This window comes from Pseudorhodobacter sp. E13, assembly GCF_003991405.1.
Lineage (GTDB): Bacteria > Pseudomonadota > Alphaproteobacteria > Rhodobacterales > Rhodobacteraceae > Pseudorhodobacter.
Map to the genome: position 1 here is coordinate 108146 of NZ_RPEN01000159.1, position 21222 is coordinate 129367.

General features: G+C 61.8%; 20 protein-coding genes. 15 read left to right on the plus strand and 5 right to left on the minus strand.

Features of this window, described 5'->3' with window-relative positions:
- The first annotated feature begins 45 nt into the window (after positions 1–45).
- From EGN72_RS16605 to EGN72_RS16640, 8 genes are all read left to right on the plus strand, one after another.
- Complete coding sequence (locus tag EGN72_RS16605; protein ID WP_127049615.1) at positions 46–1248, plus strand: pyridoxal phosphate-dependent aminotransferase; 1203 nt, start codon at positions 46–48, stop codon at positions 1246–1248.
- A 12-nt stretch (positions 1249–1260) separates the two neighbouring features.
- Positions 1261–1677 (plus strand): hypothetical protein, encoded by a 417-nt coding sequence (locus EGN72_RS16610; protein ID WP_127049617.1) that lies wholly within the window; start codon positions 1261–1263, stop codon positions 1675–1677.
- A 211-nt stretch (positions 1678–1888) separates the two neighbouring features.
- A complete protein-coding gene (locus EGN72_RS16615; protein ID WP_127049619.1) occupies positions 1889–3166 on the plus strand; it encodes a 4-aminobutyrate--2-oxoglutarate transaminase in 1278 nt (425 codons plus the stop codon).
- 131 nt (positions 3167–3297) lie between these two features.
- Positions 3298–3558, plus strand: a complete 261-nt coding sequence (locus EGN72_RS16620; protein ID WP_127049620.1) for a glycine zipper 2TM domain-containing protein — start codon at positions 3298–3300, stop codon at positions 3556–3558.
- A 145-nt stretch (positions 3559–3703) separates the two neighbouring features.
- Positions 3704–4450: an energy-coupling factor ABC transporter ATP-binding protein gene (locus EGN72_RS16625; protein WP_127049622.1), complete on the plus strand. Its 747-nt coding sequence runs from the start codon at positions 3704–3706 to the stop codon at positions 4448–4450.
- Positions 4425–5030: a CbiQ family ECF transporter T component gene (locus tag EGN72_RS16630; protein WP_127049624.1), complete on the plus strand. Its 606-nt coding sequence runs from the start codon at positions 4425–4427 to the stop codon at positions 5028–5030. Before EGN72_RS16625 ends, EGN72_RS16630 begins: the two co-directional genes overlap by 26 nt.
- A gap of 12 nt (positions 5031–5042) precedes the next feature.
- A complete protein-coding gene (locus tag EGN72_RS16635) occupies positions 5043–5585 on the plus strand; it encodes a biotin transporter BioY (RefSeq protein WP_127049627.1) in 543 nt (180 codons plus the stop codon).
- Between the two features lie 124 nt (positions 5586–5709).
- Positions 5710–6306, plus strand: coding sequence for a cyclopropane-fatty-acyl-phospholipid synthase family protein (locus EGN72_RS16640; RefSeq protein WP_127049629.1), 597 nt, complete (start codon positions 5710–5712; stop codon positions 6304–6306).
- A gap of 49 nt (positions 6307–6355) precedes the next feature.
- On the opposite strand, the gene EGN72_RS16645 is transcribed toward EGN72_RS16640, so the two are convergent.
- Positions 6356–7858: an alanine/glycine:cation symporter family protein gene (locus tag EGN72_RS16645; RefSeq protein WP_370323339.1), complete on the minus strand. Its 1503-nt coding sequence runs from the start codon at positions 7856–7858 to the stop codon at positions 6356–6358.
- 54 nt (positions 7859–7912) lie between these two features.
- Positions 7913–8347 carry a universal stress protein gene (locus tag EGN72_RS16650; RefSeq protein WP_127049633.1) on the minus strand — a complete coding sequence of 145 codons (435 nt, stop codon included), beginning with the start codon at positions 8345–8347 and terminating at the stop codon, positions 7913–7915.
- A gap of 541 nt (positions 8348–8888) precedes the next feature.
- On the opposite strand from EGN72_RS16650, the gene EGN72_RS16655 reads away from it, so the two are divergent.
- The 3 genes from EGN72_RS16655 to EGN72_RS16665 all read left to right on the plus strand — a co-directional run bounded on the left by EGN72_RS16655 (position 8889) and on the right by EGN72_RS16665 (position 12022).
- A complete protein-coding gene (locus EGN72_RS16655; protein WP_127049635.1) occupies positions 8889–9677 on the plus strand; it encodes an inositol monophosphatase family protein in 789 nt (262 codons plus the stop codon).
- A gap of 213 nt (positions 9678–9890) precedes the next feature.
- A complete protein-coding gene (locus tag EGN72_RS16660; protein ID WP_158623215.1) occupies positions 9891–10949 on the plus strand; it encodes an AMP-binding protein in 1059 nt (352 codons plus the stop codon).
- Positions 10946–12022 (plus strand): thiolase family protein, encoded by a 1077-nt coding sequence (locus EGN72_RS16665; protein ID WP_127049639.1) that lies wholly within the window; start codon positions 10946–10948, stop codon positions 12020–12022. The genes EGN72_RS16660 and EGN72_RS16665 overlap by 4 nt, the downstream gene beginning before the upstream one ends.
- Here the strand turns inward: EGN72_RS16665 and EGN72_RS16670 are convergent.
- The gene (locus EGN72_RS16670; protein WP_127049641.1) at positions 12019–12483 is read right to left on the minus strand and encodes an Lrp/AsnC family transcriptional regulator; all 465 of its coding nucleotides are present in this window, start codon (positions 12481–12483) and stop codon (positions 12019–12021) included. The genes EGN72_RS16665 and EGN72_RS16670 overlap by 4 nt on opposite strands.
- Positions 12484–12587: 104 nt before the next feature.
- Between EGN72_RS16670 and putA the strand changes: the two genes are divergently transcribed.
- Positions 12588–16037: a bifunctional proline dehydrogenase/L-glutamate gamma-semialdehyde dehydrogenase PutA gene (gene putA, locus EGN72_RS16675; protein ID WP_127049643.1), complete on the plus strand. Its 3450-nt coding sequence runs from the start codon at positions 12588–12590 to the stop codon at positions 16035–16037.
- A 42-nt stretch (positions 16038–16079) separates the two neighbouring features.
- Entirely contained in the window at positions 16080–16826 is a 747-nt protein-coding gene (locus EGN72_RS16680) for a rhomboid family intramembrane serine protease (protein ID WP_127049645.1), read from the plus strand.
- Positions 16827–16885: 59 nt separating this feature from the next.
- On the opposite strand, the gene metF is transcribed toward EGN72_RS16680, so the two are convergent.
- Entirely contained in the window at positions 16886–17755 is an 870-nt protein-coding gene (gene metF / locus EGN72_RS16685; protein WP_127049647.1) for a methylenetetrahydrofolate reductase [NAD(P)H], read from the minus strand.
- Between the two features lie 93 nt (positions 17756–17848).
- Between metF and EGN72_RS16690 the strand changes: the two genes are divergently transcribed.
- Positions 17849–18754, plus strand: a complete 906-nt coding sequence (locus tag EGN72_RS16690; RefSeq protein WP_127049649.1) for a LysR family transcriptional regulator — start codon at positions 17849–17851, stop codon at positions 18752–18754.
- Positions 18755–19020: 266 nt separating this feature from the next.
- Positions 19021–19497, plus strand: coding sequence for a hypothetical protein (locus EGN72_RS16695; RefSeq protein WP_127049651.1), 477 nt, complete (start codon positions 19021–19023; stop codon positions 19495–19497).
- Between the two features lie 59 nt (positions 19498–19556).
- On the opposite strand, the gene EGN72_RS16700 is transcribed toward EGN72_RS16695, so the two are convergent.
- The gene (locus tag EGN72_RS16700) at positions 19557–21116 is read right to left on the minus strand and encodes a bifunctional diguanylate cyclase/phosphodiesterase (RefSeq protein ID WP_127049653.1); all 1560 of its coding nucleotides are present in this window, start codon (positions 21114–21116) and stop codon (positions 19557–19559) included.
- Positions 21117–21222 lie beyond the last annotated feature (106 nt).

Genomic DNA, 21222 nt, shown 5'->3' on the forward strand with positions numbered 1-21222 from the left:
AACCGGGGCGCTGCGGCAATGCGCCCCTTTATACCGGAGCCACCCATGGCCTTTTTGTCAGATACCCTTGCCCGCGTTAAACCTTCTCCAACCATTGCAGTGACCACCAAAGCCAATGAGCTGAAGGCCGCAGGCAAGGATGTCATCGGCCTTGGGGCCGGAGAGCCGGATTTCGACACCCCGCAAAACATCAAGGACGCGGCAAAGGCGGCGATTGATGCAGGCAAGACCAAATACACCGCCGTGGATGGTTTGCCCGAATTGAAAAAGGCGATCTGCGCCAAGTTTGAGCGGGAAAACGGCCTGAAATACGCGCCGAACCAAGTGACGGTTGGCACTGGCGGCAAGCAGATTCTGTATAATGCGCTGATTGCGACCTGCAATCCGGGGGATGAGGTGATTATCCCCGCCCCCTATTGGGTGTCTTACCCCGATATGGTGCTGCTGGCTGGCGGCACCCCGGTTTGCGTGCCCGCAGGCATTGAAACCCAGTTCAAATTGCAGCCCGAGCAGTTGGAAGCCGCAATCACGCCGAAAACCAAGTGGTTCATCTTCAACTCGCCCTCCAACCCCACCGGGGCGGGCTATACCCGCGACGAGCTGAAAGCCCTGACCGATGTGCTGATGCGCCATCCGCATGTCTGGGTGATGACCGATGACATGTATGAGCATCTGGTGTTCGATGATTTCGAATTTTGCACCCCCGCGCAGGTGGAACCCGGCCTCTATGACCGCACGCTGACCTGTAACGGCGTGTCCAAAGCCTATGCGATGACGGGCTGGCGTATTGGCTATGCAGCGGGGCCGGTGGCCTTGATCAAGGCGATGGGAACGGTGCAATCGCAATCCACCTCGAACCCCTGTTCGGTCAGCCAATATGCAGCGCTTGAAGGTTTGAACGGCCCGCAAGAGTTTCTGACCGAAAACAAAGCCCTGTTCCAGCGCCGCCGCGATCTGGTGGTTTCCATGCTGAACGAAGCCAAGGGCATCACCTGCCCCAAGCCCGAAGGCGCGTTTTATGTCTATCCCGATATTTCGGGCTGCATCGGCAAGACCAGTGCTGCTGGCGCGAAAATCGTGGATGATGAAGCCTTTGCAACCGCTTTGCTGGAAGAAACCGGCGTTGCGGTGGTGTTTGGGGCCGCCTTCGGGCTTTCGCCAAACTTCCGCGTCAGCTACGCTACCTCGGACGCGGCCTTGAAAGAGGCCTGCACGCGCATCCAGAAGTTCTGCGCGGGTCTGGTGTAACGAGGGGGATTTATGGCGGGCGATCTGCCGGATTACTATTTCCGAATCCGTGAGAACGGGGCGCTGGTGTTTCGGGTTGATACCGAAAACCGCCAGCGTCGCATTGAAATGGACCAGATCGCCACCATCAACATCCGCAACGGCGAAGTGAAGCCGCATGGCGACAGAACCCTCTCACCCGAGGATCTGGATGAGATTCAGGCCTGGATCGCCCATCGCTCGCATCAACTGGCCGAGCGCGAGGTGGATGACATCTTGCGCGCGGTCGACCACATGAACCTGACGACGCAATGGGTGCAAACCCGCGCCAGTGACGAACAGTTGGAACAGGTGACAGACGCGCTTTTGCTGGCCATGCACGACTTGCGGTCGGTTCTGGTGCGCAAAAAAGCCGACCGTTTGATGAAAGCCGCCCCGCCCGAGGCATGATGCGCCGCAAATTTGTTGCGATTTCGCGCCCGTTCAGCGGTTTTTGCCACGATCTTTTGCCCGCCGGCGCGGTATTGGCAGAATAATCTTCCATGTTACCGCAAACTTGCGGCCTTCCTGTCGTCATTCGCCCTAAATCGCCGCGATCAGCAGTTGAAGCTGCGCCCAAAAAAAGGTCAACTCCCCCAAATTTCTAATCGGGGTTATGACGATGTTAAACGCAGATGTGGCAAAGCGCCGGGACAGCGCGATTTCGCGCGGCGTGGGCATGATGACGCAAATCTATGCCGACCGCGCCTTGAATGCCGAAGTTTGGGATATTGAAGGCAACCGCTATATCGACTTTGCGGCGGGCATTGCAGTGGTAAACACGGGCCATTGCCACCCCAAGGTCATGGCCGCCGTGACCGAGCAGTTGGGCCGTTTCACCCATACTTGCCATCAGGTCATGCCCTATGAACCCTATATCCGTCTGGCCGAGCGTCTGAACGATCTGGTGCCCGGCGATTTCCCGAAAAAGACGATCTTTGTAACAACGGGCGCCGAAGCCGTTGAAAACGCTATCAAGATCGCGCGTGCAGGCACGGGCCGCCCGGCGATTGTGGCTTTTGGCGGTGCCTTCCATGGCCGCACTTTCATGGGCATGTCGCTGACAGGTAAGGTGGAACCCTACAAAAAGGGCTTCGGCGCGATGATGCCCGATGTCTATCACGTGCCCTTCCCGCAGGATGTTCATGGCGTTTCCACTGCGGATGCCATGTCCTCGCTGAACAAGCTGTTCAAGTCTGATCTGGACCCGGACCGCGTGGCCGCCATCATCTTTGAACCGGTGCAAGGCGAAGGCGGTTTCTACCCTGCACCGCCGGATTTGCTGCGCAGCATCCGCGCGTTTTGCAATGAACATGGAATCGTGATGATCGCGGATGAGGTGCAAACCGGCTTTGCCCGCACCGGCACCATGTTTGCGATGAATGGCTATGATGTGGCCGCCGATATCACCTGCATGGCCAAAGGGCTTGCCGGTGGCTTGCCGCTTGCCGCTGTGACGGGCCGCGCCGACCTGATGGATGCGGCCAAGCCCGGCGGTTTGGGGGGCACCTACGCGGGCAACCCCTTGGGCATCGCCGCCGCCAATGCGGTGCTTGATGTGATCGAGGAAGAAGACCTGTGCAATCGCGCCAACGAACTGGGCAGCCGCTTGCGCCAGAAGCTGGAGGCGATCCGCTCGATCACGCCCGAGGTGATCGACATTCGCGGCCCCGGTTTCATGGTCGCGGTGGAATTCGGCAACCCGAACACACACGAACCAGATGCCGATTTCACCAACCGTGTGCGGCAAGAGGCGCTGAAGCGGAACCTGATTCTGCTGACCTGCGGCGTTTACGGCAACGTGATCCGCTTTTTGGCTCCGATCACCATCCCCGACGACCATTTCGCCGAAGCCATGACGATTCTGGAGGAATCCGTCGCCGCCGCGCGCAAAGTGTAAGCTGGCGCAATAACAGCAATTCAAAGGGGGGCGCTGTCGCCCCCCTTTTTCTTTTGCGATTTGTGGAACCCTTTGCGCCTTTTCTGCGTTACTATTGAAATACCGCTGCAAACCGCCAGAAAGAGGTTCAAATGAAACAGTTCATGCTCGCCCTTCCCGTTGCTGCCCTTGCCCTTGCCGGTTGCCAGACCGCCAATCAGAACGCCGCCGCCGGTGCCGTAGCCGGTGGTGTGATCGGGGCTGCTGTGTCCAGCAAAGAAGACCGTTTGGCCGGGGCCGCCCTCGGCGCTGCCGCTGGTGTTGCCGCCTCTACCCTGATCGGCACCGCGCCCGGCAACAACCAGTGCTATTACCGCAACAGCCGCGGCGAACGCTTTATCGCTGCCTGCTGAGGCTGCGCTCCCTGTTCCTGTCGACACTTCCCCGTGTCCCAAACTGCCGGGCGCTCTGAGAGCGGCCCGGCTTTTTTCTGTTTGCTTGGCAAGGCAAGGTGAACCCGGTAGAAGCGCGCAACTTTGCAGCCTTTCAAGGTAGCCCATGCCCAACCTCTCGCCCTTGTCCGATGATCCGGGCCTGATCTTGCGCGACGCTAGTTTCGCGCTGTCGGGGCGGGTGATCCTGTCAGGGCTGGACCTGCATCTGACCGAGCGGCGGATTGGCATTATCGGGCGCAATGGGTCGGGCAAGACCACCTTCTTGCGTCTGCTGGCGGGGTTGATTGCGCCCAGCACCGGGTCAGTCACCGTGGGCGGTGTGGACCCGGCCAAGGACCGCAAGGCGATGCTGGGCCTTTTGGGCATATTGTTCCAGAACCCCGACCATCAGATCATCTTTCCAACCGTGGGCGAGGAACTGGCTTTTGGCCTGCGCCAACAGGGCTTGGACAAGGCCGCGGCACTGGCCAAGACCCGTGCGCTGCTGCACGCCCATGGCCGCGCCCATTGGGAGGCGGAGCCGGTGACGGCCTTGTCACAGGGGCAGCGGCATTTTCTGTGCCTGCTGTCGGTGCTGGCGATGGGGCCGCGAACCATTCTGCTGGACGAACCTTTCGCAGGGCTGGACCTGCCGACACAAGCGCGGCTGACCCGTAGCCTTGCCGACTTGCCGCAGCGGCTTATCACCATCACCCATGATCCGGCGGCCTTGCAAGGCTATGACCGGGTGATCTGGCTGGAGGCGGGGCGCCTGCGCGCCGATGGGCGAGTGGATGCGGTGGTGCCTGCCTTTACCGCCGAAATGGCGCGACTGGGGGAAGCGGATGCTGACACTGACCTCGCCCTTTGAAACGCCCCTGCACCGCTTGCCTGCGGGCCTGAAGCTGGCAGCGCTGGCACTGGCGAGCATCGGCTTGATGGCGATGCAAAGCCTTTGGGCCCTTGGGGTCGCGGGCGTGGCTGTGGTTTGCCTGTATCTGGCGTTTGGGCGCGGTTTCGCGGGCTATGGCCTGCGGCTGCTGCGCCCGCTTTGGCCCTTTGTTCTGATCATCGCGCTTTGGCATGGCTGGACGGGCGAGTTTGCGGCGGGTGGCATCATTGCGGGGCGGTTGCTGCTGGCTGTGGCCCTGGCCAATCTGGTCACCATGACGACACGGCTGGAAGATATGATGACCTTGGTCGAGCGGTTGGCGCGGCCTTTGGCCCGCTTTGGCCTGTCGCCCCGGGTGCTGGCTGTGGCGGTGGCCTTGGTCGTGCGTTTCACGCCGGTTTTGATGGACAAGGCCGGGCAATTGATGCAGGCATGGCGCGCGCGATCGGCCCGCCGGGTGAACTGGCGGATCGTGTTGCCCATCAGCCTCATGGCGCTGGATGAAGCAGACCATGTGGCCGAGGCCATTCGCGCGCGAGGCGGGCTTTCGGGCCCTTGAACAAGGATTATCATGGAAAAGAACGTCGCTTACATTGCCCTTTTTGCCGCGCTGATCGCGGTGCTGGGTCTGGTCCCGCAAATCACGCTGGCCACGGGTGTGCCGATTACAGCGCAAAGCCTTGGGGTCATGCTTTGTGGCACCGTGCTGGGCGCGCGGCGCGGGTTTTTGGCGGTGCTGTTGTTTGTGGCGCTTGTCGCCTTGGGCCTGCCCTTGCTGAGCGGTGGTCGCGGTGGGCTTGGCGTGTTTTCCAGCCCGACGGTCGGATTCGTGATCGGCTTTCCGGTTGCGGCCTTTGTCGCGGGGCTGGTGGTTGAGAAATGGCGCGTGGGCCTTGGGATTGCCAGCTTTGCCGGGGCGATCCTTGGCGGGGTTTTGGTGCTTTACCTCTTTGGGATCACCGGGATGGCGGTTGTCTTGGGCAAAAGCTGGCCTGCGGCGTCGCTGCTGGTCGGGGCCTATATTCCCGGCGATCTGATCAAGGCCGGGATGGCCGGGTTCATCACCCAAGGGCTGGCACGGCTGCGGCCCCATGCGGTGCTGTCGCGGGGGTAAGCGCAGCGAAGCCAAGCGACGATTTGTCTGGCTGGTGTTTTCAGGTATTTTTGCCAAGATGAAATCAGGCCGCGCGCGCAGATTGGCGGGCGCGGCCTGATGCTAAGTATGAAAGGGGCGCGTGATGTGGACAGAAAAATTCGCGGTAGAGGATTATGTTTACGGCACCGCGCCCGCGCAATTTCTGTTGGATCAGGCGCATCACCTCACGGCGGGACAAAGCGCGCTGGTTTTGGCGGATGGCGAGGGGCGCAATGGCGTGTTTCTGGCCGAACGCGGCTTGCAGGTGACCAGTCTGGACGGCGCGCCTACGGGTGTGGCAAAGGCAGAGCGGCTTGCGGCGGAACGTGGCGTGACGCTGGACGCGCGGGTTGCCGATCTGCGGGACTGGGACTGGCAAGAGGCGGCCTTTGACGTGGTGGTCGGCGTGTTTTTCCAATTCGCCGATCCGGCCTTTCGTGCCGCGATTTTCAAAGGTATCAGGCGCACGGTGAAACCGGGTGGGCTGGTTTTGCTGCACGGGTTTTCAACCGATCAGATGGGCTATGCCTCGGGCGGGCCGGGGCGCTTGGCGCATCTGTATACGACCGAATTGCTGGCCGAGGCGTTTGCCGGTTGGGATGTGCTGCGGCTGGAAAGCTATGTCGCTGACTTGGACGAAGGCAGCGGGCATCGCGGGCCTGCGGCCTTGATTGATCTGGTGGCGCGCAAACCCGCGTAAGGCGAAAAACGCCGGGCCATTGCGCCCGGCGTCCTTTTGTTTTTGGCGTTTAGTGGAAGCGCTTGATCTCTCCCGATTTCAGGCGCGACAGATAGCTGTTCACTTCCCGCTTCACGATAGGCATCAGGAAATACAGCGCCGTGATGTTGACCACGGCCATGGCAAAGATTGCCGCATCCGAGAAGTCGATCACCGGGCCAAGGCTGGCCGAAGCACCGATCACCACAAAGACGCAGAACAGGATCTTGAACGACAGTTCCTGATTGCGGCCTTCGCCGAACATATAGGTCCAGGCCTTCAGCCCGTAATAGGACCAGGAAATCATGGTCGAGAAGGCGAACAGCAACACAGCCACCACCAGCAAATAGGGGAACCAAGGCAGCGCAGAGGCAAAAGCCGCCGATGTCAGCCCAACGCCGGAGGAGCCATCCAAGGTCTGGATCGTGCCGCCATCGTTCAGGATGTAAAGGCCGGTTGCCGGATCAACCATCAATTGCCCGGTGATGATGATCACCAAAGCGGTCATGGTGCAGATTACCACGGTGTCGATGAAGGGTTCAAGCAAGGAGACGAAACCTTCGGTGATCGGCTCTTTCGTGCGCACCGCCGAATGGGCAATCGCGGCAGAGCCGACGCCAGCCTCGTTGGAAAAGGCGGCACGTTTGAAGCCTTGGATCAACGCGCCAACCACGCCCCCTGCAACACCTGCACCGGTAAAGGCACCGTCAATGATCTGGCCAAACGCGGGGCCGATGTGTTCAAGGTTCATCAGCAAGATCACCAACGCGGTGCCAACGTAAAGGATGCCCATGAACGGCACGATCTTTTCCGTCACCTGCGCGATGGATTTCAAACCGCCCACGATCACCGCAAAGACGATGCCCGCAAAGATAAGGCCAGTGATCCAGCCCGGGAACTCTCCGAACACGCCAGTCAACTGCTGATGCGCCTGATTGGCCTGAAACATGTTGCCGCCCCCAAGCGCGCCCAACACGCAGAAAACCGAGAACAGAACCGCCAGAAACTTGCCACCGGGCAGGCCACGCTCGGCAAAGCCTTTGGTCATGTAATACATCGGGCCACCGGACACGGTGCCATTGGCATATTCATTGCGATACTTCACGCCCAAGGTGCATTCGGTGAATTTCGATGCCATGCCCAGCAGGCCCGCGAGGATCATCCAGAAGGTCGCGCCTGCGCCACCGATGCCAACGGCCACGGCCACACCGGCGATATTGCCCAAACCGACCGTGCCCGAAAGCGCAGTGGCGAGCGCCTGAAAATGCGACACCTCGCCCGCATCTTCCGGGTCGGAATATTTGCCCGAAACGATGTGAAGCGAATGACGGATCACCCGGAACTGGATAAAGCCAAAGTAAATGGTGAACACAGAGGCGGCGATGACCAGCCACGCCACGATCCACGGAAAACTGGTGCCGGGGATGGAGGCGAAAATGAAGTTGACGAACCAGCCCGTTGAACTGGCAAACATCTGATTGACGCTTTCGTCAATGGCTGAGGCCTGCGCGCTGTTGGCAAAACCAAGCGCCATCAAGGCCGCGCCAAAGCGGTTTATATGTGACATTCTTCTCTCCCTTTGAATGGCTTAAGGCACGATGGTGCAAGGCACGGGCGAAACCTGTGCCAGCGTTCCGGCAACAGAGCCGAACACCCGGCTCATGACGCCGGAATTGCCGGTGCGGCCGCTGATGATTTCCACCGCCTTGGCTTTGGTCGCGGTTGCCACCAGCGTATCAATGACATGGCCGTATTTGACCGCTGTCTCGATCGCCACGCCCTGATCTTTGTATTTTGCGATGATCGGGCCGATGATGGCGCTTTCGGCGCGGGCCAACTCCTCTGTCCGCCGGGCATGACGCTCGGCGATTTCTTCGGGTGTCAGGAAGCTGTAGGGCGACCATTCCAACACATGCACCACAAGCAGTTTGGCGTTAAGCTGCTTTGCGCGGGCATGCGCAAAGGCCAAAGCCCGACCGGATGCGTCTGAGCCATCACAGGCCACGACGATTGTGTCTGACATCTTTTTCTCTCTCCCTCGTATTGTGGCCCCAAGAGGCCGGTTTTGCACAAAGGCCGATGACGGCCCTGATTGCGCTGATTTCACTATGCGCGACATTCGGGCGCAGGTGGTCCCGAATATCGCGCGCCCTGCGCAGAATTTTGATATTTTTTCGCAGATTTGAGCAATTTTTAGAATTTAATTTTGTATTTTTGAGATTTCGACGAAGGAAGCACGGTTAAACTGGTAGAAAGCCTCCGCTTGTCCGGTCTATCGCCCGATCAACCCGCCGATATCCGCCCCCTCCCCCTTGTTTTTCCTGCCGTCCTCTACTATCGCAGATTTGTCGAAGCCTTATCGTCCGATTTTCATCATATAATTAGACGATAAGACTTCATTTTATATATGATTCGGGCATATCGACCACCAGTCCGCCCCAATTTACCGATCCGGCCTGTTGCGGCGTTTTTCACCTCTGTATGCCTGCGGCCGATGCCGCCCCCCTTGGCATCCACGCCGCCCGCGCGTATAGGCTTTGGCCGGACACGGATGGAGCCCCGGCATGCAAGGCAGCGCGAACCTCAACCTGATGAAGAAGGCAGCCCGCAAGGTTGGGCGGGCTTTGGTCAAGGATTTCCGCGAGGTGGAAAACCTTCAGGTTTCCTCCAAGGGGCCGGGGGATTTTGTGACCCGCGCCGACCGCGAGGCCGAAAAGATGCTGCGCGAGGCGCTGCTGGGCGACCGCCCGACCTATGGGTTTCTGGGCGAGGAAAGCACGGAAACCGAAGGGCAGGACCCGACGCGCCGCTGGATCGTAGACCCGCTGGACGGCACCACCAACTTTTTGCACGGCTTGCCACATTGGGCGATTTCCATCGCGCTGGAGCATAAGGGCGAGATTATCGCCGGTGTGGTGTTCGACCCCGCCAAGGATGAGATGTTCTGGGCCGAAAAGGGCGGTGGCGCCTGGATGAACGAAAGCCGTCTGCGGGTTTCGGGCCGTCGGTCGATGATCGAAAGCATTTTCGCGACGGCTGTGCCATTTGGCGGCAAGGGCACCCTGCCCGCAACTTTGCAAGACCTCGCCCGCGTGGCCCCGGTGACAGCCGGTGTGCGCAGCTGGGGGTCGGCGGCGTTGAACATGGCCTATGTCGCGGCGGGCCGGTTTGATGGCTATTGGGCGCGCGGTGTGCAGCCGTGGGACATTGCGGCAGGTCTGGTGCTGGTGCGCGAGGCAGGCGGCTTGGTCTCGGCCATCCGCGAAGGCGACGACCCCTTGGTCAAAGGCTCTATCGTCGCGGCAAACGAGCCGCTGTTCGAAGGGTTTCGCAAGGTTGTGCGGGGAGAGTGATCCGCTTGACCGGCGTGCCTTGGGGCTGCGGCGGGAATGAGGTATTTTTGCCAAGATGAAATCAGGGCGCGGGCTTTGGTGATCTGACGGGGGGCGCAGGTGGACAGGTTTCATTGGCATCCTGAGGCAAGGGTTTACGATGCAAAGGGTGTGGCATTGCCGCGCCCTTTTGCCGTTTCCGGGGGGCGTTCAGTGGTCTGTGCGGATCGGCCTGTGGCCGCGGCTTTGTCTGCTGCTTTTGGCGCTGCGCCGTTCCGGATTGGCGCTGTTTCGGCCCCGGCCCCGGTATCAGGGTTTGAAACCTTGACCTCTGGCAGCACAGGCAGCCCCCGGCGCATTGCACGGGACGCAGGTTCATGGACGCGCAGTTTTGCGGTGAATGCGGGGCTGTTTGGCATTGGGCCGGGGCTGCGCGTAGCGGTGCTGGGCCGGCTGGTGCAATCACTGTCGCTCTATGGCGCGGTTGAGGGGCTGAGCCTTGGCGCCGAGGTGCATATCTTGGAAGGTTTGCGCCCCGACAAGCAGCGGGCGGCCTTGGCGGCGCGGCGGGTGCAGGGGCTTTGGGCCTCTCCGCCGCAACTCCAGTTGCTGATAGAGGCGGGCGGGCCGCCGCTGCCCGATCTGCGCTTTGTGCTGGTCGGGGGGGCCAAGCTGGATGCGGGCCTGCGCGGCGCGCTGGCGGTGATGTGCCCCAAGGCTGCGGTGCGCGAATTCTACGGCGCGGCAGAGGCAAGCTTTGTCACTTTGGCGGATGAGCAGACGCCGCCGCATGCGGTTGGGCGCCCCTATCCGGGGGTGGACATTGGCATCGGCGCGCCGGGTGGCTGTGCGGCGGAAGGGCGGGTTTGGGTGCGCAGCCCTTACCTCTTTCACGGCTATGCCGGGGCGGATGCGGGCGTGGCCGAATGGCAAGGCGATTGGTTGGGTCTGGGCGAGATTGGCCGGATGGAAGCCGGGCAATTGGTGTTGCTGGGGCGGATTGACCGGATGGTGACAGTGGCGGGGCAAAACGCCTATCCTGAAGCGATGGAGTTGTTCTTGCTGGGCTTGCCGGGAATCACCCGCGCGGCGGTGGTGCCACGCCCCGATGCCTTGCGCGGGCAGGTATTAGAGGCGGTGCTAATGGGCCATGCCGAAGACGCGGTGGTGCTGACCGCCTTGCGCGCCAAGTTCGGGGCCTTGATCGCCCCGAAACGGCTGCACTGGCGGGCCGATTGGCCGGTTTTGCCCTCGGGCAAGGTCGATCTGGCCGCGATTGCGGCAGCGCTATGAGTGGGGCGTTCATCATTGCAGCCCGGCGCAGTGCGGTGATGCCTGTGGGCGGGGCTTTCGCTGGGCTGGAGGTGCAGGGCTTGGCCGCGCCGGTCATTCAGGCCTGCCTCGCCGACGCAGGGATCGCGCACGACCGCGTGGATGAGCTTATCCTGTCCAACGCGCTGGGCGCCGGCGGCAACCCGGCGCGGGTGGCGGCATTGGCAGCGGGTTTGCCCGACAGCGTGGCGGGGCTGAGCCTTGATCGGCAATGCGCGGGCGGTCTGGATGCCGTGATCCTTGCGCGCGCCTTGGTGGAAAGCGGGGCCGCCGAAGTGGTGCTGGCAGGCGGTGCAGAAAGCTATTCCCGCCGCCCCTTGCGCCTGCGCACTCGGGTCGATGGCGGCCCGCCAATCGCCTATGATGCGCCCCCCTTCACCCCGTGGCCTGCGCGCGATCCGGCCATGCACACCGCCGCGGCGGCTTTGGCCGAAAAGTTGCAAATCAGCCGCGCGGCACAGGATGCCTTCGCCGTGGCGTCACATCAACGCGCGCTGGCCACCGCAATGCCAGAGATTGTTGCCATCAACGGCCAATCGCGCGATGGCTTCACCCGCAACCTGACACCTGCCGTGGCCGCGCGGGCCAAGGTGATCGACGGCAGTATCACCGCCGCCAATGCGGCGGTTGCCGCCGATGGGGCCGCGTTTTGCCTTGTCGTCTCGGCCCGCATTGCTGGCCAGTCTGCACGCGCTGTCAGGATCGCGGCCGGGGCGACCCTTGGGGGCGTCCCCGAAGAACCCGGGCTTGCCCCCTTGGGGGCGATTGCCCGGGTTCTTTCCCCCCGTCTGGTTCTGGACCGCGCCGAGGTGATGGAGGCCTATGCCGTGCAAGCCATCGCCTGCATCAATGGCGCAGGGCTGGACCCGCTGCGCGTCAACATCGGTGGCGGTGCCTTGGCGCGCGGTCATCCCATCGGGGCCTCTGGCGCGGTTCTGGTGGCGCGGATGTTCGCAGACCTGCCGCGCGGCTATGGGCTTTGCACCATCGCGGCGGCAGGCGGCATCGGTTCTGCCCTGCTGCTCGAGGCTTAGACCCCGGCCTCTTTCACGGCCTCCATCGCGACATGGGTAGAGGTGGAGGAGACATGCGGCAGAGAGGAAATCTTTTCCCCCAACACGCGGCGGTAATCCTGAATATCGCCCGTGCGCACCTTCAGCAAATAGTCAAAGCGGCTTGCCATCATATGGCATTGCTCCACCTCCGGGATCGCCAGCACTGCTTTGTTGAAGGCCTGCAAGGCCGATTCGCGCGTGTCTGACAGCCGCACCTCCACAAAGGCCACATGCGCCTGCCCCATCTTGATCGGGTCAAGCTGCGCGCGATAGGCGGTGATCACCCCCGCCTCCTCCAGCCGTTTCATCCGCGCTTGGGTGGGTGATTTGGACAGGCCGATCCGGCGGGCAAGTTCGGTCGCCGAAATGCGCCCTTCGGTGGCGAGCACCCGCAAAATCGCCTGATCGAAACGGTCAAGGTCAAACGGCTCTGACGACATCAGTTTCTCCCCTGCAATCGGCCAAACCGCCTGCCGTTTGACAGAAATCGGGACGAATGGCTTTTGATTCATGCCTATACTAAGGGAAAGAGGAGTGTTTGCCCATGCCCCGCGATTCGATTGAAACTGCCTGGACCACCATTGACCGCGACGCCTTGCGCCCCGAGGCCGCGCTGATCCGCGAACTGATCGCAGAGGCCGGGCTGACCGCTGAGGACCGCGCGCGCATTGCCGCCAGCGGTGCCGATCTGGTCCGCGCCATTCGTGCCAGCGCCAAGCCCGGATTGATGGAAGTTTTCCTTGCCGAATATGGGCTTTCCACTGATGAAGGCATCGCCCTGATGTGTCTGGCCGAGGCGCTGCTGCGGGTGCCGGATGCCGTCACGATGGATGCGCTGATCGAAGACAAGATCGCGCCTTCGAACTGGGGCAAACACCTTGGTCATTCCGCCTCCAGCCTTGTCAACGCCTCTACTTGGGCCTTGATGCTGACGGGCCGCGTGCTGGATGACCGCCAACCCGGTGTCGCTGCAAGCCTGCGCGGCGCGGTGAAACGACTGGGCGAGCCGGTGATCCGCACGGCCGTATCGCGCGCCATGAAGGAAATGGGCAAGCAATTCGTTCTGGGCGAAACCATTGAGGCCGCGATGAAACGCGCGCGGGATCTGGAAAGTAAGGGCTTTACCTATTCCTATGACATGCTGGGCGAAGCGGCCCGCACCGAACATGACGCGCGGCGCTATCATCTGGCCTATACCGCCGCCATCACCGCCATCGCCAAAGCTGCGAAATCCAAGGATATCCGCGACAATCCCGGCATCTCCGTGAAACTCTCGGCCTTGCATCCCCGCTACGAGGTGGCCAAGCGCGACCGGGTGATGGAGGAACTGGTGCCCCGCGTGCGCGCCCTTGCAGGCTTGGCAAAGGCCGCAGGGCTGGGCTTTAACATCGACGCCGAGGAGGCCGACCGACTGGCCCTGTCGCTGCAAGTGATCGAGGCGGTGCTGTCCGACAAGGCGCTGAAGGGCTGGGACGGGTTCGGCGTGGTGGTGCAGGCTTACGGTCGCCGCGCTGGTGCGGTGATTGATTGGCTTTACGGGCTGGCCGAGCGGTTAGACCGCAAGATCATGGTCCGGCTGGTCAAAGGCGCCTATTGGGATGCCGAGGTGAAACGCGCGCAGGTGATGGGGCTGGAAAGCTTTCCCGTCTTTACCCGCAAGCAGGCGACCGATGTTTCCTATATCGCCAATGCCAAGAAACTGCTGGGCATGACCGACCGGATTTACCCGCAATTTGCCACCCATAACGCCCATACCGTGGCCGCCGTGCTGGATATGGCCGCCGACAAACGCGCCTTTGAATTCCAGCGCTTGCATGGCATGGGCGAACGCCTGCATGACATCGTGCTGGAAGGCCACGGCACCCGCTGCCGGATTTATGCCCCCGTTGGCGCGCATCGCGATTTGCTGGCCTATCTGGTGCGCCGCCTGTTGGAAAACGGTGCAAACAGCAGCTTTGTAAACCAGATCGTCGATGAGACCGTGCCACCGCAAGAGGTTGCAGCCTGCCCGATCACCGCGATGGAAGCGATGGCCCCGGTGGAAAGCCCGGTGCTGCGCACGGGACCTGCCCTGTTTGGCAGCCGCGCCAATTCCAAAGGCTGGGATTTGACCGACAGTGCCGATCTGGCCGCGATTGAGGCCGCGCGCGCGCCCTTTGCCGATGTGCTGTTTGAGGCCCGCCCGATGTTGGGAGGCCCGGTTGCTGGTGCGAAACGCTGGGCCGTCACCAACCCCGCGACAGGCGCTGTGGTGGGCCATGTGCTGCCCGCAGGTGTGCCGGATGTTGAAACCGCTTTGGCCGCGGCGGCACGCTGGGATGCAGCGCCAAAACAACGTGCCGAAGTGCTGCGCCGTGCTGCTGATCTGTATGAGGCAGACTTTGGCCGCCTGTTTGCGTTGCTGGCGCGCGAGGCAGGGAAAACCCTGCTGGATGCCGTGGGCGAACTGCGTGAAGCCGTTGATTTCCTGCGCTATTACGCGGATCAGGGCGAGACGCTCAGCGCCCCCGGGCGGGGGCTTTTCGCTTGCATCAGCCCGTGGAACTTTCCGCTCGCCATCTTTTCGGGCCAGATTGCGGCAGCCTTGGCTGCGGGCAATGCCGTGCTGGCAAAACCCGCCGAACAAACCAGCCTGATCGCGGCCGCCGCCGTGGAATTGCTGCACAAGGCCGGGGTGCCCGCCACCGCGCTGCAACTGCTGCCCGGCGAAGGTGCCATTGTCGGCGCCGGGTTGACCAGTGATGCCCGCGTGCAGGGTGTCTGCTTTACCGGGTCGACCGAAACCGCGCAGCGCATCCGCCGCAACATGGCGCAGCATATGGACCCCACCGCGCCGCTGATCGCGGAAACCGGGGGGCTGAATGCGATGGTGGTCGACAGCACAGCCCTGCCCGAACAGGCCGTGCGCGATATCCTCGCCTCCAGCTTTCAATCGGCGGGGCAGCGATGCTCGGCCCTGCGCTGCCTCTATCTGCAAGACGATATCCGCGACACCGTGCTGGAGATGCTCTATGGCGCGATGGATGATCTGGAGGCAGGCAACCCATGGGATCTGGCCACCGATATCGGCCCGGTGATCGACGCTGAGGCCCAAGCCGACATCCGCGCCTATATCGAGGCCGCGCGCGCCGAAGGCCGGGTGCTGAAAGAAGGCAACCTGCCCGCAGGCGGCACCTTCATCGCGCCCACGGTCATTGCGGTGAACGGGATCGCGGATATGCCGCGCGAAATCTTTGGCCCGGTGCTGCATGTGGCCCCATGGCGGGCGGGTGGCTTGAATAAGGTCATCGCGGATATCAACGCCACCGGATACGGCCTGACCTTTGGCATGCACAGCCGGATTGACGACCGCGTAGAACGCGCCGTGGCGCAGATTTGTGTCGGCAACACCTATGTCAACCGCAACCAGATCGGTGCCGTTGTTGGCAGCCAACCCTTTGGCGGCGAGGGACTTTCCGGCACCGGGCCAAAAGCGGGCGGACCGGATTACATCGCCCGTTTCACCCGTGTCGACGCTCCCGCCTTGGGTGGGGCAACAGCCACCAGCGATGCTGCCACCGTGGCCAAAGCCCTGACATCCGAGGCAACCGCGCGCCGCGTGTTGCATGTGCAAGACCTGCCCGGCCCGACCGGGGAAAGCAACCGCTTGTCGGCCTATCCACGCACGCCCTTGCTGTGCCTTGGCCCCAGCCGCGAACAGGTTCTGGCCCAAGCCGAAGCCGTGCGCGCCCTTGGCGGTGAAGCGGTAGAGGCAGCCTGCCTTGCCCCCGATGCCCTGACCAGCCTGTCCGGCTTTTCCGGCGCCCTGTGGTGGGGCGATGCGGAGGCAGGCCGCGCCTATGCGCAGGCCTTGGCCGCGCGACCCGGTGCAATTTTGCCGTTGATCGGCGGCATGCCCGATGCGGCCCATGTCCGGCTGGAACGCCACGTCTGCATCGATACCACCGCCTCGGGTGGCAATGCCCAGCTTTTGGCGGAAATGGGCGAGGCGTGATAGAGGCTTGACGCCTTACCGCGGATCGGGAAGTTTGACCTGATGTTTCCGATCCGCGACCATAACCCCTCGGGGCGGGTGCCCTATGTCACCTTTGCGCTTATCCTGCTGAATGTCGGGATTTTCGCAAGCTATTGGTTCGCCCTGCCGACTGATCCGCAGCTTATGATGCTGCATGTCGAATGGGGGCTTGTGCCGCGCAACGTCATGGCGGGCAGCCGGTTGGAAACGCTTCTGACCTCGATGTTCTTGCATGGCGGCTTCATGCATCTTGCCGGTAACATGCTGTTTTTGTGGATTTTTGGTGATAACCTCGAAGATATTCTGGGCCATGTCCGCTTTTTGGGATTCTACCTGCTGTCGGGGCTGGCGGCGGCGGCGCTGCAAATCGCCTCGGCGCCCTATTCCCCGGTGCCGATGATCGGGGCATCGGGCGCGATTGCGGGGGTGATGGGGGGCTATTTGCTGCTGTTCCCGCGCGCCAAGGTTGATGTTCTGATCATTATCGTGATCTTTTTCCGCATCTTTCCGGTGCCTGCCTGGATCATGCTGGGGCTGTGGTTTGCGATGCAACTGGTCAGCGGGTTTTCCACCCCCGGCGATGGCGGTGGGGTGGCCTATTGGGCCCATGCGGGCGGGTTCATTGCTGGCGTCATCCTGATGCTGCCCGCTTGGCGGCGCTTGGGCGGAACCGCCTTCTGGAACCGCACCGAAGGAACCCCGCCACATCCCGAAGCGACCTATGCGGTCAGCCCGTCCAGCATCCCCCGTGTGCGCCGCCGTAAATGAACCTGCCATAAAAAAAGGGGCGGAAAACCCGCCCCCAAGGTTCCTTCAGGGAAAAACGATCAGGCGACGTTTTGCAGTTCAACCTGCGGGGTGACGCCCAAAGCATGGCACACCTCACGGGTCAAGTGCGGCTTGTTCAGCGTGTAGAAATGCAAGTCCTCCACCCCTTCACCGATCAGCGTATCGCAAAGCTCGGTGCAGATCGCGGTGGCCAGCAATTCCTCACGCCCGTCCCGCTTGGCGGCGGCAAACGCCTCATCCAGCCATGCGGGAACCTGTGTGCCGCACCGCGCGGCGAATTTCTTGGTGCCTTCCCAAGACTGGATCGGCAGAATACCGGGGATGATCGGCGCGGTAATGCCTTCTTTCACACAAGCATCGCGGAAGCGCAGGAAGGTTTCCGCCTCAAAGAAGAACTGGGTCATCGCGCTGCTTGCCCCAGCCTCAATCTTGCGCTTGAGGAAGCGCACATCGGCCAAAGTGTCGGCCGAATCCGGGTGCGGTTCGGGGTAGGCGCCGACGCGCAGCTTGAATTTTCCGGTCGCGGCCAGCGCCTCGACCAATTCAACGGAGGAGGCGAAACCCTCGGGATGCGGCGTAAACCGGGCGGCCCCTTTGGGCGCATCACCGCGCAGGGCGACGATTTCGGTCACACCAGCGGCGGCATAGCTTTCAGCGATTTCCAGCGTTTCGGCGCGGGTGGCATCCACGCAGGTCAAATGCGCGGCCACGTTCAGCCCGTAATTGCTGCCGATCGCGCCCACCGCCTCATGCGTCAGCTTGCGGGTGGTGCCGCCAGCGCCATAGGTCACGGAAACGAAATTCGGGTTCAACGGGGCCAAGGTCTGCACCGTCTCCCACAGCCGGAAAGACGCATCCAGCGTCTGCGGGGGGAAAAATTCAAACGAGATATTTGGCGTCTTGGTCATTTTATAAGCTCCTGCTCTTACCCCTCTTGTCGCCGATTCTGCGATGTGAGACAATTTCATAATTCTAATCATGTTTATGAGGATGGCCGCATAATGCATATCGAGTTCCGCCACCTGCGCACCATTCGCGCCATTCATCAGGCCGGGGGCCTCGCCAAAGCGGCAGATATGCTGAACATGACCCAATCCGCGCTGAGCCATCAGGTCAAAGGGCTGGAAGATCAGGCGGGGGTGGAACTGTTCGTGCGCCGCTCCAAGCCGCTGAAACTGTCGGCGGCGGGGATGCGGTTGCTGCGTCTGGCCGAACGCATCCTGCCGGAAATGGACGCGTTGGAGGAGGAGTTTCGCGGCCTTCGCTCGGGCAAGTCGGGGCGGTTGCATATCGCCATCGAATGCCACGCCTGTTTTGAATGGCTGTTCCCGGTGCTGGAACTGTTTCGCCGCGCCTGGCCCGAGGTGGATGTCGATATCCGCGCGGGCCTCGCCTTTGAGGCGCTGCCAGCCTTGCAGCGAGAGGAGGTGGATCTGGTGATCTCCTCTGATCCCGCACCGCTGGCGAATGTGGTGTTCAACCCGTTGTTTGACTATCACCCGATGTTTGTCGCCTCGTCCCAGAACCCGCTGGCGGAAAAAGCGATGATCGAGGCCGAGGATTTCCGCGATCAATTGCTGATCACCTATCCCGTGACGCGCGACAAGCTGGATGTGTTCACCGAGTTGCTGACCCCTGCCAAGGTCGAACCCCGCGGAACGCGCGCGGTGGAACTGACCGCTGTGATTCTGATGCTCGTGGGGTCGAATCGTGGCGTTTCGGTCCTGCCCGATTGGGTGTTGCGTGACCTGCGCAGCCATGCCGATTACGTCACCCGTCCCTTGGGGCCGCAGGTGATTACCAAACGGCTCTATGCCGCCACGCGCGAAGAGGACGCAACCAAGCCTTTCATGGCGCATTTTCTGAAGCTGGGCCGCAGCGAACCGGTGAAGCTGCAACGCGGCTAAGCGCGGGGTGCGCGGTGCGGCAGTCTGCCCAAGCCATGCGATCCCTGTCTTTTCGCTTGGCCGCCGCGCGCGCAGGCGCTACGCTGGACCTATCTGCAATTTCGGCAGAGCGGTGGGAAACCATGGCAAATGGCTTTATTTTTTCAAGACCCGCAAGGGTTTACGCGCCCCCAACGCCCAACAAGAGGCGCACGGTGGAGAAGGGCCCAATGCGGCGTCAATTGGTGACGGCGCGGCGGGCAAATGACCTTTCGTGAGGGATCACAATGGGAAATTTACAAGAGACGTTGGAAAAACTGCACAGCACCCTGCCCTTGATCGCAGATCAGGCAACCCGCCCCAATGCTGCCCGCGATTTCACCGCTGCGTTTTTCGCTTTGTATGAAGCGCAGGCGGCGGGCCTGACCAAGGCGCAACAAGAAACGGTTGACCGCTTCCTGATCGGCTCTGCCCATATTCTCGAACCAGCCCTGCCCTTTCTGGATTACAACCTGAGCGACCGAATCGAAGCGCGGCTGGCCTCTGGCGCGCAAGCCGATGATTGGCCGATCATCTGCCAATTGCGCAGCACGCTGGAGGCGTTGAAAGAGCTTTACGATCTACATTTACCGGTCGCAGACCTGATTCCCGATGACCCGGACCTCGATCAAGCCTTGCGCGATCACGCCAAAGGCGCGACGGGGGTAACAGCGCCAAAGGGCTTTCCCGACAGTCATTGGTGGTGGGCGCAGGCCAAAGCCTGACGAGGTTTCAGACCGACATCCCCTGCCATCGAAAGCATTTCGGCCCTTCTCCCCCCTTATCAGCGGGCCCGAGAAGTGATTTTGGGCAGGATAGAACGGTTGGCCTGATGCTGGATGATCCATTGCGCCGTATCCTCAAACGGCATCGGGCGCGCAAACAGGAACCCCTGCACATGGCCACAGCCCAATTGCGCCAGCATGGCATGCTCCCCTTTTGTCTCAACGCCTTCGGCCAGGGTTTCCAACCCCATCCGTTCTGCAAGTGACAGAATGCCCGATACCAGCTTTTGCTGATCCTGATCCTCATCGACCTTCATCACGAAACTACGGTCAATCTTGATCCGCCGAACCGCGAAACGACGAATATTGGTGATCGAAGCGTGACCGGTTCCAAAATCATCAAGGTCGATTCCGCAGCCCAGCTTCGCCAGCGCCGAGATATTATGAACGATCACATCGTTGTCGGTTTCTGCGATCACGGTTTCCAAAATCTCTACACAAAGCCGGTCTGGCGTCAGGTCAAAGCGGTCCAATTCCCATTTCAGCTTTTCCGCGAGGCGCGGATTGCGCAGTTCCGCTGCCGAGAAGTTCACCCCGACATTCGGCACGCGCAGCCCGGCCTTGTCCCAACGGACCAATGCGGCCAGCGCGTGATACAGCATCACCTCGCCCAATCGTTCCGACAGCCCCGCCTCTTCAATCGCGGGCAGAAATTCCGATGGCGGGATCAGGCCATGCTGGGCGTGGTGCCAGCGCGCCAGCGCCTCAAACCCCGAGATGACGCCCGTATCGGTGCAAATCTGCGGTTGAAAATGCGGGCGGATATGGCCTTCATCCAAGGCAATTTCCAACTCGCCGCGTTTGGCATCCCGGTCTGCGCGCTTGCGCGCCATGCCCGGCGTATAGGCGCGAATAGCGCCCGGCCCGTTGCGCAGCGCCTCATCCGCCGCCACTTGCGCCGCGTCCAGGAGTGAGGCACCTGTCGGCAACGGCGCCTTTGGCCCAAGACAAAACCCGACCGAGCAAGTCACATAAAGCCGTGCCGCGTCCAGACTGATTGGTGGCGCAATTGCCGATTGCAGCCGCGCGGCCACCTGCACCATGCCTTCCAGATCCATCCGCCGCATCGGGGCCAAGGCAACCGCAAAGCCCCCCCCTTCCAATCGCGCCACGGTGTCGCCTTCACGAAGCGTCGCGCACAAGCGTTCGGCGCAACGGGCCAGCACCTCGGTCTGGGCGGCGCGGCCGTGACGATCCAGCAGCACATCCGCGTCATCGAATTGCATCACGAAACAGGCGGTATTCTTGCCCGACACTTCAGACTCCGCCAAGACCCGATCCAGAAACTTGGCGATCTGCGGTCGCAGGGCCAGCCCGCTGAGCGCATCGGGCAGCACATGGTCGCCCGGTGGCACGGTGCGAAACGCCCCCGCCAAAGCAAATAGCAACGGCAGGCCAAGGGCGATCATCATCATGATCGTTTCCCCGCCCGCCCAAAACGCCCCCAGCGACAAGGCGGGCAGAAACACCAAAAGCTCCGGTCGCCGCAGGTAATGGCCCCAGTTTTTAGAGGCATATACCTTCAAGGGCGTGGGCGTTTGGTCTTGGCGATCCCGCATGATGCGTCCTTTTCGGCTGAGAAGAGGCAAAGCCCCTGACATCACCGAAGCTATCGCCCGCCGGATATGCAAAGCGTTAACGCTCGCCTGCAAGTTGCCTACAATT